This is a genomic window from Streptomyces sp. TM32 (assembly GCF_004122755.1).
Lineage (GTDB): Bacteria > Actinomycetota > Actinomycetes > Streptomycetales > Streptomycetaceae > Streptomyces > Streptomyces sioyaensis.
The window spans coordinates 1-13664 of the sequence record NZ_SDIG01000070.1; the positions used below are offsets into that span (position 1 = coordinate 1).

A 13664-nucleotide genomic window follows, 5' to 3' on the forward strand; every position below is an offset into this window, starting at 1 on the left:
GGTGAGGGCGGAAGCCGGGGGAGGGGGTGCCGGCGCGGCTGCTGCCGGTAGGACGTGCCGACGGGGTCCCCATGGCACGGGCCGACGGCCGGTGACCGGGCCGAAAGCCGGTGGCCCGGGGCGCGGATATTGGAACGGTCCAATCACCGCTCACCGGCACCCTGCATGTCCTGATGTCCGCATGTCAACCGTTCTGCAGGGGGCTTGTGCCGAAGCATTGACGCTGCCTTGGCCCGGTGGAAGGATTTCCGTTCATGGAACGGTCCAACAAGCGTGCCGACGTGTCGCCCGGTGAACGGTCCGGAGCCCGGCCGGGAGCGGACCGGGCACCGACGATCCGCGGTGTCGCCGAGCGCGCGGGCGTCTCCAAATCATTGGTCTCGCTCGTGCTCCAGGGCTCACCGCGGGTCAGCGACACCAAGCGGCAGGCCGTGCTGGCGGCCATCGACGAACTGGGCTACCGGCCCAACGCCGCGGCCCGCAGTCTCGTCGCGCGCCGTACCCACACCGTCGGCGTGCTGCTGAACGACATGCGCAACCCCTGGTTCGTCGAGGTGCTCGACGGCCTCAACTCCCTGTTCCAGGCGCACGGTCTGCGGATGCTGATGGCCGACGGACGGCTGGACCGGCGGGCTGGCCACGGCTTCGCCCGGACCTTCCAGGAACTACGGGTCGACGGCCTCGTCGTCGTCGGCACCCTGCCGGACACCGCGGGCCTGGCCGAGGTCGCCGAGCGGCTGCCGACCGTCATCGCGGGCAACCACGAACCCCGGCTGCCGCACACCGACCTCGTCGCCAACGACGACGAACGCGGCGCCCGGCTCGCCACCGAACACCTCATCCGCCTCGGCCACCGGCGGATCGCCCACATCGCCGGGCAGGGGCCGGTCGGCGCACTGCGCCGGCGCGGCTTCGAGGCCGCCGTCCGCTCCCACGGCCTGGCCGCGGACGCCGTCGTGGAGAGCGGCGACGGAACCGAGGAGGGCGGCTACCGCGCAGCCGTCCGTCTGCTCGGCCCCACGCACACCGCCCGCAACACCGGCACCGAACGCCCCACCGCCGTCTTCGCGTTCAACGACATCTCCTGCGTCGGCGCACTGTCCGCCGCCCAGGAACTGGGCCTGGACGTACCCGCCGACCTCTCCCTCGTCGGCTACGACAACACCTACCTCGCCCGTATCCGCCACCTCTGGCTGAACTCCGTGAACAACGCCAGCCATGAGGTCGGCCGTCGCGCGGCGCGCTGCCTCCTGGACCGGATGGAACGCCCGCACGCCCCCGCGGGACACCAACTCGTGGCCCCGGAACTGGAGATCAGAGGATCGACGGCACCGCCCCGGCCCGCCTGACCCTCCGCACCCTCGTTCCGGGGTGCCGTTCCGGTGGCTCTCAGCGCCTGCCTCGTTGGCCGGGCCGCTGGGCCACCCACGCTCTGACGGTATCGGCGAACCAGTACGGTTTTCCGCCCTCCACCAGATCCGGTTCGGGCAGCAGCCCGTGCTTGCGGTACGAGCGCACCGTGTCCGGCTGCACCTGGATGTGCGCGGCGATCTCCTTGTACGACCAGAGCCTGCGGTCGGTCATCTCTGCCACCTCCTCGGCGCCGTACGCAGGCGCGGCCCGGGGGAGCCGGCAGGGGCCGCGTACGGCCTGGTGATCACTCACCCTGTGCCTGGACAACGACACGGAGTAACCGCCGGGGAGGGGCTGTTGAACGGCTGTGACGGAAGCCCCGCGTGATGGTGACAGCCGTGACGCGGGGCGGACGGCTGTGACGCGGGCGGGACGCGGGGGGCGTGAGGGGGTGCGGCGACGAGAGGGGAGAATGCCGGCTCGGCGGCCGGAGCGGCACGGACCGGCGCGGAGCGGCGGCAAGGAGCCTTGCGGGCCGGGAGTTGGGCGTGGGCGGCGGTGCTGCGGGCGCTGAACGGTCGTGCGGCGGGCGCGAACGGCCGTGTGCTGCGGCGGGGACGGTCGTGCGGTGGGTGTGGACGGCCGGGGTGTGGCTGCCCGTGAACGGTCGTACGGCGGGCCGGTTCCCGGGAGGGGCAACCGGCCCGCCGCAGGTGAGCCGCAGGCGGACCCGCCGGGCCGCCGGTCAGGCGTAGTAGAGCGCGTGCCAGGTCTTCTTGTCGACCTTGCCGTTGGCGGTCAGATGGTGCCGGGACTGGAACTTCTTCACCGCGGCCAGGGTCTTGGGACCGAAGTACCCGGTCACGTCTCCCCAGCGGAGATAGCGGCGGTTCGCCAGCAGGCACTGCACCTGCGAGACGCGGTCGCCGCGCTGACCGTGGACGGTGAGCGCGCGGCCGTTGTAGTAGGCGCAGGCCGCCAGCGTGTCGGCCCGTCCCGCGACCGGTCCGGCGGCCGCCACGGCGGCGGACGCCGGACCGGTCAGCAGCCCCGCGGTGAGCAGACCCGCGGACGCGGCCAGGACGGCAGTACGGGTGAGGGCGCGACTGAGTGCGTTGGTATTCACGTTTTCCACCGTTTCCCCCGTTGGATGTGATTCCACCCGAGATGACGCCGGGGGAGCGCGCCGCGGTTCCCAGTGATGTCCCGTCAATTTCCTTGCACGGTCGCCGCCTTGTGCAGTACGTGCTCCAGGTCCTCCAGCGCCAGACCCTTCGTCTCCGGCGCGTACCGCCGACAGAACACCAGGGACAGCACACACATCGCGCCGAAGAACCAGAAGGTGGTGCCCGCGCCGACCGCATCGAGCAGCAGCGGAAAGGCCAGCGCCACACCGAAGTTGACCAGCCACATCACGAACACCGCGGCCCCCATGGCCAGTCCGCGGACCTGCAACGGGAACATCTCCGCGAGCAGCAGCCAGACCCCGGTGTTCAACGTGCCCTGCATGAAGGCCATGTAGAGCACCATCAGCGCGAGCACCAGGGCGCTGACCGCGGGGGAGTGCGGAAGGTGGAACGCGGCGCCGAGCAGGGCGAGCGAGACGGTCATCCCGGCAAGACCGGTGAGCAGCATGGGCCGCCGGCCGACCCGGTCGATCAGCGACATCCCGACCGCGGTGGCGACGACCGAGATGACGCCGACCGCGATGGTGGCCGTGATCGAGGCACCGGTGCCCAGCCCCGTCGATGCCAGGATCTTGGGCGCGAAATACACCACCGCGTTGACACCGGTGATCTGCTGCACGGCCGCCAGCCCGATGCCGATCAGCAGCAGCCGCCGCAGCCACGGGGTCCGCAGCTGCTGCCAGGCGCCGCGCCGGGCATCGTCCTCCAGGGCGCGGGCGCGTTCGATACGGGCCAGCTCGGCGGGGACGGCGTCGGCCGGCAGCGTACGGCCCAGCACCCGGGCCGCCTCGTCCCGGCGGCCCTTGCTGATGTACCAGCGCGGGGTGTCCGGCAGGAAGAGGAGCCCGGCGGACAGCGCCACCGCAGGCAGCGCGGCCAGCCCCAGCATCCAGCGCCAGGCCGCCCAGTGCGCCAGTACGGCATTGAGCAGATAGGCGAGCAGCTGACCGCTGACGATCATCAGCGAGTTGAAGGAGACGAGCCGGCCGCGGAGGTGCGCAGGCGCGATCTCGGAGAGGTAGAGCGGGGTGATCACGGAGGCGCTGCCGACGGCGAGACCCAGCACGAACCGCGCCACGGTCATGGCCGCAACGCTCGGCGAGAGCGCCACGGCCAGGGCGCCGCCGAGGAACACGGCGCCCGCCCACAACAGGGAGTTGCGCCGCCCCAGCGCGTCGGACATCCGGCCGCCGAGCAGCGAACCGAAGGCCGCGCCGATCAGCAGCGCGCTGGTGATGACGCCCTCCCCGAGCGACGTGAGGCCGAAGTGGGCCTCCATGAAGGGGAGGGCGCCGGAGATCACTCCGGTGTCGTAGCCGAAGAGGGCGCCGCCCAGGGCGGCGACGGCGGCGATGCCGACGAGGAAGCGCCGTGCGCTGCGGGCCCGCGCGGCCGCGGACGGCCCGGCGGTCGCCACCTGGCTGGTCGGAACGGCCATCGTCAACTCCCGCTCGTGCTATGTGTCCCACGCGTCCCACGCGTCCCACGCGTCTCACGCGTCCTGCACGTCCTGCTCGCCGGGCTGGAAGAACCGGCGCCCGAGGCGGATGAACCGGTGACCGGGGCGGAGCAGGCGGCGGCCAAGACGGAGGGTGCGGGCAGTGCTATGGAGCGGCGCCGGGCGGCGCCATGAGCGAGGTGCACGGTGCGGGGCCTTTCGGTGGGTCGTGGGTCGGCGGGGGCGCGGGCGGCTGCGCGCTCCCGGCGGTAGGGCGTCGGCGGGTGGGCGCGCGGGAGGACGGCGTTCGGCGGTGGGGCCTGCCTCGGCGGTACAGCGCCGGCCGCCAGCCGTACAGCGCCTTCCGCCAGCGGTACAGCGCCGGCTGCTAGCGGTACAGTGCCGGCCGTTCGATCAGTTCGACGGGCACCCGCTCGCCGGTGGCCTGCGCGCGCACGCCCGCCTCGCACACGGCGGCCGCCGCATAGCCGTCCCAGCAGCTGGGGCCCTCGACCTCGCCGCGCAGGGTGGCGCGCACCCAGCGCTGTACCTGCCGGTCGTAGGCCTCCTCGAAGCGCTCCACGAAGCCTGGGGGGATGGCGCCGCCCCAGTGGCCCGCGGTGTTGCTGAACACCCCGTGGTCGTCACCGATCCTGGCGGTGCCGCCCTCGCAGACCGCCTCACAGCTGACCTGGTAGCCGAAGCCGCAGTTGACGAAGAGCTCGGTGTCCACGACCCGGCCGCCCGCGGTCTCGAAGAGGATCAGCTGCGGGTCGCTGAGGCCCTCGGGGGCGTTCCCGGTGGGCGACGGGCGCAGCACCCGTACGGCCGTGATCTCGTCGTCCAGCAGCCAGCGGGTCACATCGATCTCGTGCACCACCGAGTCGTTGATCATCATCGCGTTGGTGAAGCCGGGCGGGGTGTCGGCGTTGCGGTGCTTGTTGTGCAGCATCAGCGGACGGCCGTAAGTGCCCTGTTCCAGCAGGGACTTGAGGCTGCGGTAGCCGCCGTCGTAGCGGCGCATGAAGCCCACCTGGACCCGGCGGTGCCCCAGCGCCCGCTCGGCCTCCAGCACGCGCAGCGCGGAGGCCGCGTCCGGCGTCAGCGGCTTCTCGCACAGGACCGGCAGATCGCGCGCGAAGGCATCCAGCAGCGTCGCCTCGTGCGCGGGGCCGGGCGAGGCGATCAGTACGGCGTCCACCTCGGGGTCGTCCATGGCGGCGGCCGGGTCGGTGTAGGCGGTACACCCTTCGATGCGGCCGGCGAGATGCTTGACGCGGGCCGCGTCGATGTCGACCACGGCCGCCACCCGGGCGCCGCTGATCACCTCGTCGATCCGGCGTACGTGGTCGGCGCCCATGCGGCCGGTGCCGATGACCGCCACACCGAGGGTTCCGAGCGAAGTCATGTCGTCCTCACGTCCTTACGTGCTACAGAGTGTGATGTACCCTGGAAACCAATTACTCTCCGTAATCGTTGCCGGGGTATGAGGAGGCGTCACGAGGCGGGTGCAAGAGGTCTGGAGGCGGGTGCAAGAGGCTTGGAGGCGGGTGCAAGAGGTCTGGGGCCGGGGGGCTTGGGGGGAGCCCTGGGTGATCCAGGGAGGTCCAGGGGAGCCAGGGGTCCGAGGGGAGTCCTGGGTGATCCAGGGTCACCCGGGCGGCGGCCTGGGTGGTCCCGTGTCGGTCCAGGGCGGCTCAGCTCACGGGGGATCAGGCGCCGCAGGACCGCAGGAAGCGCCGGGTCCGCTCGGCGATCGGGAACGGCTGGTCGGGCGGGCAGGGGTACATGTCCTGCTCGACGATGGCGAAGAGGTCGACGTCCAGCGCCTGGGCGGCCTCCAGGACGGGCGGCAGTGCGGGCACGCCCAGCGGCGGTTCGCACATCACGCCCTGCTTGACGGCGGGCCCGAACGGTGTGCCCTTGGCGACGACGTCGCCGAGGATGTCCGGGTCGACCTGCTTGAGATGGAGGTAGCCGATCCGCTCGCCGTAGGTGCGGATCAGCTTGACGCTGTCGCCGCCGCAGTAGGCGTAGTGGCCGGTGTCCAGGCAGAGGTTGACCAGGTCGGAGTCGGTGGCGTGCAGGAAGCGCTCGACGTGTTCCTCGGTGTCGATGTGGGTGTCGGCGTGCGGGTGCACCACGATGTCCAGCCCGAACTCGTCCCGTACGCGCTGGGCCAGCCGCTCCGTGCCGGTCGTCAGGTGCGTCCACTGCTCGGCGGTCAGCTCGCGCGGCTCGATCTCCTCGGCCGTCTTGTCGTCCCGCCAGAAGGAGGGGATGACGACGAGGTGTCCCGCGCCCATCGCCTGGGTGAGGGTGGCGACCTCGGAGACGTGCGCCCAGGTCCTGTCCCATGCGGCCGGGCCGTGGTGCATGGAGGTGAAGATCGTGCCGGCCGAGACCTTCAGGCTGCGGCGGGCGATCTCGTCGCGGAGGACGGCGGGGTCGGTGGGTAGGTAGCCGTACGGGCCCAGCTCGATCCACTCGTAGCCGGCCTCGGCAACCTCGTCCAGAAAGCGCTGCCAGGGGACCTGCTGCTCGTCGTCGGGGAACCAGACTCCCCACGAGTCGGGTGCGGAACCGACGCGGAGGCGGTCCAGGACGGGCGGGGCGGCATGGGAAGCGGGCATGCTGCGGCTCTCCTCTCGCCGGTCGGCGGTGACCGGGAGGCGCTGGGGTGGGGTTGTGGGGCACAGCCTCTCTGGCGCCCCGGGGAGTGTCAAGACTTCGTCCTGACATAAGGACTTAAGGACTTTGTCACGCGGGGCGCGCCGGAGTGTGCGCCGAGCGGGCCGTGTTCCGGGGTGTGCGCCGAGCGGGCCGTGTCCCGGGGTGTGGGGCGAACGGGCCGAGTTCCGGGTGTGGGGCGAAAGGGCCGTATTCCGGGGGTGTGTGCCGAGCGGCCTGGGGTGTACGGCGAATGGGACGCGTTCCCGGGGCGTGTGTCGAGCGGGCCGTGTCCCGGGGCGTGCGCCGAGCGAGCCGTGTCCAGGATGTTTGCGGGCTGCCCCGTACTCCGGGTGCGCGGCCGCCCTCCCGGAATGCCGGGTGTGTGCGGGCCGCCATTCTCCGTGGTGCGCGCGGCCCGCCCCCCCCGTGCTCCGGCGCGCGTGCGGCCCGTCGCCCACGCGCCCATCACCCCGCCGTCCCCATGTGCACCCCTTTCACGATATGCACCCCTTTCACGGTCCCCGTATGCGTCCATCGCTCTCCTTGACATCAGTATGTAAGGACAAAGTATTGACAGGGTCTGACTCTCCCCGTTAGACCTTTTCTCAGAGCCGAACCCGCCGAACCCGCCGCGCCGGCTGACCCGAAGGGGCGCACATGACCGAGCCGTACGACCTGATCACCATGGGCCGCATCGGAGTGGACCTCTATCCGCTGCAGAGCGGTGTGCCGCTGGCCCAGGTCGAGACCTTCGGGAAGTTCCTCGGCGGATCCGCCACCAATGTCGCGGTCGCCGCGGCCCGGCTCGGCCGCCGCGGCGCGGTCATCAGCCGCACCGGGCGCGACCCGTTCGGCGACTACATCCATCAGGCGTTGCGCGACTTCGGGGTGGACGACCGCTGGGTGACCGCCGTCGACGCCTACCCGACGCCGGTCACCTTCTGCGAGATCTTCCCGCCGGACGATTTCCCGCTGTACTTCTACCGCCGCCCCAAGGCCCCCGACCTGGTCATCCGCCCCGAGGAGCTGGATCAGGACGCCATCGCGGCGGCCCGGATCTTCTGGGTCACCGGTACCGGGCTGTGCGAGGAGCCCAGCCGCAGCGCCACGCTCGCCGCGCTCCAGGCTCGCGCCAAGGTGGGCACCACCGTCTTCGACCTCGACTGGCGGCCGATGTTCTGGGGCGGCGAGGGTGGCGCCTCCGGGGACGGCGGGGCGAGCGGTGCCGCGGCGATGGCCGCCGCCCGCCCGTATTACGAAGCCGCGCTGCGGCACGTGACCGTGGCGGTCGGCAATGTCGACGAGGCCGAGGTCGCCACCGGGCTGCGCGAGCCCAAGGCCTGTGCCCAGGCGCTGCTGGACAAGGGCGTCGAACTCGCCGTCATCAAGCAGGGGCCCAAGGGCGTTCTCGCCGTCCACCGTGACGGGCGCACCGCCGAGGTCCCGCCCACCCCGGTCGAGGTCGTCAACGGCCTCGGCGCCGGTGACGCCTTCGGCGGCGCGCTCTGCCACGGTCTGCTGGCCGGCTGGGAGCTGGAGCCGATGATGCGCTACGCCAACGCCGCCGGAGCCCTCGTCGCCGGCCGGCTGGCCTGCTCCTCCGCGATGCCGACGGCCGACGAGGTCGACGCGTTCCTCGCGAGCCGGTGACCACCATGGCCGCCCGATGACCCCCGCGGCCGCCCGGTGACCCCCGTGGCCGCGCGCGTCGTGCGGTCCGCCCGCCCCACCTGTGCACTCAAGAAGGTGAGTTGAGCCTTGACTCCTCGGATCAGTGACCTCGCGACGCTGCGGGCCCGGCACCCCGAAGCCGTCGCGGAGGCCGCCGCCCGCCGCACCCGTCGCCCGCTCCTCGGCGACAGCGGCCGGCTGATGATCGTCGCCGCCGACCATCCGGCCCGCGGCGCGCTCGCCGTGGGGGACCGGCAGCTCGCCATGGCCAACCGCCTCGACCTGCTGGAGCGTCTGGTGCTCGCGCTGTCGCGGCCCGGCGTGGACGGGGTGCTCGCCACCGCCGACATCCTGGAGGACCTGCTGCTGCTCGGCGCGCTCGAAGGCAAGGTCGTCATGGGGTCGATGAACCGCGGCGGCCTCGCGGGCGCCTCCTTCGAGATGGACGACCGGTTCACCGGGCACCGGCCGCAGGACCTGGCCCGCCTCCGGTTCGACGCCGGCAAGTTGCTGCTGCGCATCGACTACGCGGACCCCGGCTCGCTGACCACGATGGAGGCCACCGCCCGCGCCATCGACGCGATGGCCGAGCGCGAACTGCCGGTCTTCGTCGAGCCGTTCCTGTCCTCCCGGATAGAGGGCAGGGTCCGCAACGACCTCAGCGCCGAGGCCGTCATCCGCTCCGTCGCCATCGCCTCCGGCCTCGGCGGCACCTCGGCCTACACCTGGCTCAAGCTGCCGGTCACCGACGATCCCGAGGCGATGGCCCGGGTCTGCGAGAGCACGACGCTGCCGACCGTGCTGCTCGGCGGCGACATCGGCAGCACCGTCCGCGACCAGGAAGCCGCCTACGAGAAGTGGCGCAAGGCGCTGCGGCTGCCGACGGTGCAGGGGCTGGTCGTGGGCCGCTCCCTGCTCTACCCCGCCGACGGGGACGTCGCCGCCGCGGTGGACACCGCCGTAGGCCTGCTGTGAACGCCGCGCATTCCGCAGGAGACTCGACATATGGGTACTGAATTCCACCTGAAGGCCACCGCCGCCGCCGAGGGGCCGTACGCCCTGGACATCGACCCCGGGCGGGCCGGCTGGGGCTACTCCTCGCTGCGCGTCCTCGACCTGCCGCCCGGTGGCCACCACTCCTTCGCCACCGGCGACAGCGAATGGATCGTGCTGCCGCTGTCCGGCGGCTGCACGGTGCTGACCGATGACGGCGACGTCTTCGAACTCGCCGGGCGGGAGAGCGTGTTCAGCGGTGTCACGGACTTCGCGTACGTGCCGCGTGACGCGCATGTGCAGATCGCCTCCGGGGCGGGCGGCCGGTTCGCGCTCACCGGTGCCCGCTGCGAGCGGCGGCTGCCCGCCCGCTACGGTCCGGCCTCCGGCGTCCCCGTGGAGCTGCGCGGCACCGGCACCTGCTCCCGCCAGGTCAACAACTTCGGCGCGGCCGGCACCTTCGCGTGCGACCGGCTGATCGCGGTGGAAGTGCTCACCCCCGGCGGCAACTGGTCCTCCTACCCGCCGCACAAGCACGACGAGTGCCGCCCGGGGGAGGAGTCGGAGCTGGAGGAGATCTACTACTTCGAGATCGAGCCCGCACACGGCACGGACGGTGTCGGCTATCAGCGGGTCAGCCCGTCCGGGCACGGCCGGGGCACCGATGTGCTGGCCGAGGTCCGCAGCGGCGATGCCGTCCTGATCCCCGACGGCTGGCACGGCCCGTCCATCGCCGCCCCCGGCCACGCCATGTACTACCTCAACGTGATGGCCGGGCCGGGCGAGACCCGCGAATGGCTGATCTGCGATCACCCCGATCACGGCTGGATCCGCTCCACCTGGCCCGATCAGCCCGTCGACCCCCGCCTCCCCTTCTACGCAGCACCGGCAGGAGACGCCCGATGAACGCCCCGACGACACGCCGCCTGACGGTCGCGCAGGCCCTGGTCGAGTTCCTCGCCCACCAGTACACCGAGCGGGACGGCCGGCGCCGCCGGCTGATCGGCGCCTGCTGGGGCATCTTCGGCCACGGCAATGTCGCCGGTCTCGGCCAGGCCCTGCTGGAATCCGGCGAGGCGCTGCCGTACCTCCAGGGCCGCAACGAACAGGCCATGGTGCATGCCGCGGTCGGCTACGCCCGGCAGTGCGACCGGCTCTCCGCGCAAGCCGTCACCACCTCCATCGGCCCCGGCGCCACCAACCTCGTCACCGGCGCCGCGCTCGCCACCGTCAACCGCCTGCCGGTGCTGCTGCTGCCCGGCGACACCTTCGCGACCCGGCCGGCCGACCCGGTGCTCCAGCAGCTGGAGGTGCCGCACGCGGGCGATGTGTCGGTCAATGACGCGCTGCGGCCGGTCTCGCGCTACTTCGACCGGGTCACCCGTCCCGAGGCGCTGATCCCGGCCGCGCTGCAGGCCATGCGGGTGCTGGCCGACCCGGTCGACACCGGTGCCGTCACGCTCGCGCTGCCGCAGGACGTCCAGGCCGAGGCGTACGACTGGCCCGAGGAGTTCTTCGCCGACCGGGTCTGGCGCGTCGCCCGGCCCGCCCCCGATGCCGAGGCCCTCGCAGAAGCGGTCCGCCTCGTCCGCGCTGCCCGCCGGCCGCTCCTGATCGCCGGCGGCGGTGTCCACCACTCCGAGGCCGAGGACGCGCTGCGCGCCTTCGCCGACGCCACCGGCATCCCGGTCGCGTCCACCCAGGCCGGCAAGGGCTCGCTGCGCCACGACCACCCCGCCGACGTCGGCGGCATCGGCCACACCGGCACCGCCACCGCCGACGGGCTGGGGCGGGAGGCCGACCTGGTCATCGGCGTCGGCACCCGCTACACCGACTTCACCACCGCCTCGTCGACGCTGTTCGCCGCGCCCGGCGTCCGCTTCCTCAACCTCAACATCGCCCCCTTCGACTCCCACAAGCTCGGTGCCACGGCCCTGGTCGCCGATGCCCGCGCCGGACTCGAAGCGCTCGGCAAGGAGCTGGCCGGACACCGCGTCGCGAAGGAGTACGAGGCCGGCTACGCGGCGGCGAAGGCGGAGTGGGAGCGCCGGGTGGATGCCGCGTACGACACCGCGGACGACTCCGCGCGGCCCTCCCAGACCCAGGTCCTCGGCCTGCTGGACGCGCTGGTCGACGACACCGACGTGCTCATCAATGCTGCCGGGTCCCTCCCCGGTGACCTGCACAAACTCTGGCGCGCCCGGTCCCGCAGGCAGTACCACCTCGAATACGGCTACTCCTGCATGGGCTATGAGATCCCCGCGGCGATCGGGGTGCGGCTGGCCGATCCGGACCGGCCGGTGTGGGCGCTGGTCGGCGACGGTACATATCTGATGAACCCCACGGAAATCGTCACCGCGGTCCAGGAGGGTCTCCCCTTCACCCTGGTCCTCCTCCAGAACCACGGCTACGCCTCCATCGGTGGCCTGTCCGAGCAGACCGGCGGTGAGCGCTTCGGGACGGCGTACCGCTTCCGGGCCGGGGACGGCAGGTATACGGGCGCGCCGCTGCCGGTCGATCTGGCCGCCAACGCCGCCTCGCTCGGCATGCACGTCCTGCGGGCGGCCACCGTCGGCGAGCTGCGTGCCGCGCTCGCCGAGGCGCGTGGCGCAAAGAGGCCCACATGTGTCTATGTCGAGACCGAAACGGCCGACACAGTGCCGGGCGCGCCGGAGGCGCAGGCCTGGTGGGATGTACCTGTTGCCGAGACCGCGACACGGCCGGCGGCCCTCGCCGCCCGCCAGGCGTACGACCGGCAGGCCGCCGGCCGTCGCCGTCACCTCTGACCACAGCCCGACGTCGTCACCCCGGAAAGGTCCCCGCATGAAGACCATCAACCACTGGATCGGCGGCAAGCCCGTCGAGGGCGTCTCCGGCAACTTCGGTCCGGTCTACAACCCGGCGACCGGTGCGCAGGAGAAGCAGGTCGCCTTCGCGTCGGCCGGCGAGGTCGATGCGGCGGTCCGCGCCGCCAAGGAGGCGTTCGCGTCCTGGGGCACCAGTTCGCTGACCAAGCGCACCTCGGTGCTGTTCAAGTACCGCGAGCTGGTCGATGCCCACCGTGCGGAGATCGCCCGGCTGATCACCGCCGAGCACGGCAAGGTGCACTCCGACGCGCTGGGTGAGGTGGCTCGCGGTCTGGAGATCGTCGAGCTGGCCTGCGGTATTCCCGAGAAGCTCAAGGGCGAGCTGTCCACCCAGGTCTCCACCCGCGTCGATGTGGCGGCGATCCGCCAGTCGCTCGGTGTGGTGGCCGGCATCACGCCGTTCAACTTCCCGGCGATGGTGCCGATGTGGATGTTCCCGCTGGCCATCGCGTGCGGTAACACCTTCGTGCTCAAGCCGAGCGAGAAGGTGCCCAGCGCCGCGTTCAAGCTGGCCGAGCTGGCCGCCGAGGCGGGGCTGCCGGACGGCGTGCTGAACATCGTCAACGGTGACAAGGTGGCCGTCGACGCGATCCTGGAGCACCCGGACATCGCCGCGGTCTCCTTCGTCGGCTCCACGCCCATCGCCCGCTACATCCACACCACCGGCACCGCCCACGGCAAGCGCGTCCAGGCGCTGGGCGGCGCCAAGAACCACATGCTGGTCCTGCCGGACGCCGACCTCGATCTGGCCGCGGACTCCGCGATCAACGCCGCCTACGGCTCGGCCGGCGAGCGCTGCATGGCGATCTCCGTCGTCGTGGCCGTCGGGGAGACCGCCGACCCGCTGATCGGCAAGATCAAGGAGCGTGCCGACCGGCTGCGGATCGGCCCCGGCGACGACCCGTCCTCCGAGATGGGCCCGCTGATCACCAAGGTCCACCGCGACAAGGTCGCCTCGTACGTCACCGGCGCCGCGGCCCAGGGTGCCGATGTCGTCATCGACGGCACCGGCTACACCGTCGAGGGCTACGAGGACGGCCACTGGCTCGGGATCTCCCTCCTCGACCACGTCACGCCCGAGATGGACGCCTACCGCGACGAGATCTTCGGCCCGGTGCTGTCCGTCGTACGCGTCGACACGTACGACGAGGCCATCGCGCTGATGAACAACTCGCCGTGGGGCAACGGCACCGCGATCTTCACCCGCGACGGCGGTGCGGCCCGCCGCTTCCAGCTGGAGGTCGAGGCCGGGATGGTCGGCGTGAACGTGCCGATCCCGGTGCCGGTCGGCTACCACTCCTTCGGCGGCTGGAAGGACTCGCTCTTCGGCGACCACCACATCTACGGCAACGACGGCGTGCACTTCTACACCCGCGGCAAGGTCGTCACCACCCGCTGGCCCGACCCGTCGGACGGCGGCATCAACCTGGGCTTCCCCAGCAACCACTGAGGATGCCCGGACGGGTACCCCGACGAATGCCC

General features: G+C 72.0%; 11 protein-coding genes. 6 read left to right on the forward strand and 5 right to left on the reverse strand.

Features of this window, described 5'->3' with window-relative positions; translation table 11 throughout:
* Positions 1-254 precede the first annotated feature (254 nt).
* On the forward strand, positions 255-1349 hold the full coding sequence (locus EST92_RS17150; RefSeq protein ID WP_129281789.1) for a LacI family DNA-binding transcriptional regulator: 1095 nt from the start codon (positions 255-257) through the stop codon (positions 1347-1349).
* Positions 1350-1389: 40 nt separating this feature from the next.
* Here EST92_RS17150 and EST92_RS17155 read toward each other — a convergent pair whose 3' ends face one another.
* From EST92_RS17155 to EST92_RS17175, 5 genes are all read right to left on the reverse strand, one after another.
* Complete coding sequence (locus tag EST92_RS17155; RefSeq protein ID WP_033265761.1) at positions 1390-1584, reverse strand: MerR family transcriptional regulator; 195 nt, start codon at positions 1582-1584, stop codon at positions 1390-1392.
* 514 nt (positions 1585-2098) lie between these two features.
* Entirely contained in the window at positions 2099-2479 is a 381-nt protein-coding gene (locus EST92_RS17160) for a peptidoglycan-binding domain-containing protein (RefSeq protein WP_254068864.1), read from the reverse strand.
* Positions 2480-2562: 83 nt separating this feature from the next.
* Positions 2563-3978 carry a sugar porter family MFS transporter gene (locus EST92_RS17165; protein WP_129281791.1) on the reverse strand — a complete coding sequence of 472 codons (1416 nt, stop codon included), beginning with the start codon at positions 3976-3978 and terminating at the stop codon, positions 2563-2565.
* Between the two features lie 388 nt (positions 3979-4366).
* Complete coding sequence (locus EST92_RS17170) at positions 4367-5386, reverse strand: Gfo/Idh/MocA family oxidoreductase (RefSeq protein WP_129281792.1); 1020 nt, start codon at positions 5384-5386, stop codon at positions 4367-4369.
* A gap of 304 nt (positions 5387-5690) precedes the next feature.
* Positions 5691-6611, reverse strand: a complete 921-nt coding sequence (locus tag EST92_RS17175) for a sugar phosphate isomerase/epimerase (protein WP_129281793.1) — start codon at positions 6609-6611, stop codon at positions 5691-5693.
* 697 nt (positions 6612-7308) lie between these two features.
* Between EST92_RS17175 and iolC the strand changes: the two genes are divergently transcribed.
* From iolC to EST92_RS17200, 5 genes are all read left to right on the forward strand, one after another.
* Positions 7309-8301: a 5-dehydro-2-deoxygluconokinase gene (gene iolC, locus EST92_RS17180; protein ID WP_129281794.1), complete on the forward strand. Its 993-nt coding sequence runs from the start codon at positions 7309-7311 to the stop codon at positions 8299-8301.
* 108 nt (positions 8302-8409) lie between these two features.
* Complete coding sequence (locus EST92_RS17185; RefSeq protein WP_129249712.1) at positions 8410-9297, forward strand: deoxyribose-phosphate aldolase; 888 nt, start codon at positions 8410-8412, stop codon at positions 9295-9297.
* A gap of 30 nt (positions 9298-9327) precedes the next feature.
* A complete protein-coding gene (gene iolB / locus EST92_RS17190; RefSeq protein WP_129281795.1) occupies positions 9328-10221 on the forward strand; it encodes a 5-deoxy-glucuronate isomerase in 894 nt (297 codons plus the stop codon).
* The gene (gene iolD, locus EST92_RS17195; RefSeq protein WP_129281796.1) at positions 10218-12101 is read left to right on the forward strand and encodes a 3D-(3,5/4)-trihydroxycyclohexane-1,2-dione acylhydrolase (decyclizing); all 1884 of its coding nucleotides are present in this window, start codon (positions 10218-10220) and stop codon (positions 12099-12101) included. Before iolB ends, iolD begins: the two co-directional genes overlap by 4 nt.
* Positions 12102-12138: 37 nt before the next feature.
* The gene (locus EST92_RS17200; RefSeq protein WP_129281797.1) at positions 12139-13632 is read left to right on the forward strand and encodes a CoA-acylating methylmalonate-semialdehyde dehydrogenase; all 1494 of its coding nucleotides are present in this window, start codon (positions 12139-12141) and stop codon (positions 13630-13632) included.
* Positions 13633-13664: the final 32 nt, after the last annotated feature.

Coding starts and splice junctions, on each gene's coding strand:
- EST92_RS17150 (WP_129281789.1), top strand. CDS start 255: ATGGAACGGTCCAACAAGCGTGCCGACGTGTCGCCCGGTGAACGGTCC.
- EST92_RS17155 (WP_033265761.1), bottom strand. CDS start 1,584: ATGACCGACCGCAGGCTCTGGTCGTACAAGGAGATCGCCGCGCACATC.
- EST92_RS17165 (WP_129281791.1), bottom strand. CDS start 3,978: ATGGCCGTTCCGACCAGCCAGGTGGCGACCGCCGGGCCGTCCGCGGCC.
- EST92_RS17170 (WP_129281792.1), bottom strand. CDS start 5,386: ATGACTTCGCTCGGAACCCTCGGTGTGGCGGTCATCGGCACCGGCCGC.
- EST92_RS17175 (WP_129281793.1), bottom strand. CDS start 6,611: ATGCCCGCTTCCCATGCCGCCCCGCCCGTCCTGGACCGCCTCCGCGTC.
- iolC (WP_129281794.1), top strand. CDS start 7,309: ATGACCGAGCCGTACGACCTGATCACCATGGGCCGCATCGGAGTGGAC.
- iolB (WP_129281795.1), top strand. CDS start 9,328: ATGGGTACTGAATTCCACCTGAAGGCCACCGCCGCCGCCGAGGGGCCG.
- iolD (WP_129281796.1), top strand. CDS start 10,218: ATGAACGCCCCGACGACACGCCGCCTGACGGTCGCGCAGGCCCTGGTC.
- EST92_RS17200 (WP_129281797.1), top strand. CDS start 12,139: ATGAAGACCATCAACCACTGGATCGGCGGCAAGCCCGTCGAGGGCGTC.